This is a genomic window from Mesorhizobium sp. M8A.F.Ca.ET.181.01.1.1 (assembly GCF_004792025.1).
In the GTDB taxonomy this organism is placed as follows: Bacteria; Pseudomonadota; Alphaproteobacteria; order Rhizobiales; family Rhizobiaceae; genus Mesorhizobium.
In genome coordinates this window covers 1-287 of the sequence record NZ_SRTV01000305.1, presented here as the reverse complement: position 1 = coordinate 287, position 287 = coordinate 1, and the positions used below count along the sequence as shown (strand labels likewise).

The window sequence follows — 287 nt, the reverse complement described above, 5'->3', positions numbered from 1 at the left end:
CCTCGGGTACGTTGCGAAGCGCGGCCGAGAACATGATCATCGCGAGCCCAGCGAGCGACCACGAATTTGCCAGGCAGACAATCAGCATGGCCTGATCGTACAGCAAATCATAGTTCGGGTTTCCCAGCAGGGTCGGAATAATTCCGGACTCGGTGCTGCTTGCTTTCCAAACGATGGCAATTGTCGTGGGTGGCAATGTCCATGCGACAATTGCCAGGGCGCCTGCAATCTGGCGGATCAACCGCAAACAGTCCTGCATGGCGATTGCCATGACAAGACCGAGCAGG

General features: G+C 56.8%; 1 pseudogene. It reads right to left on the bottom strand.

The annotated features are described in order from the left end of the window. Positions 1-287, bottom strand: a pseudogene (locus EN824_RS35565) (sugar ABC transporter permease); the annotation flags it as partial.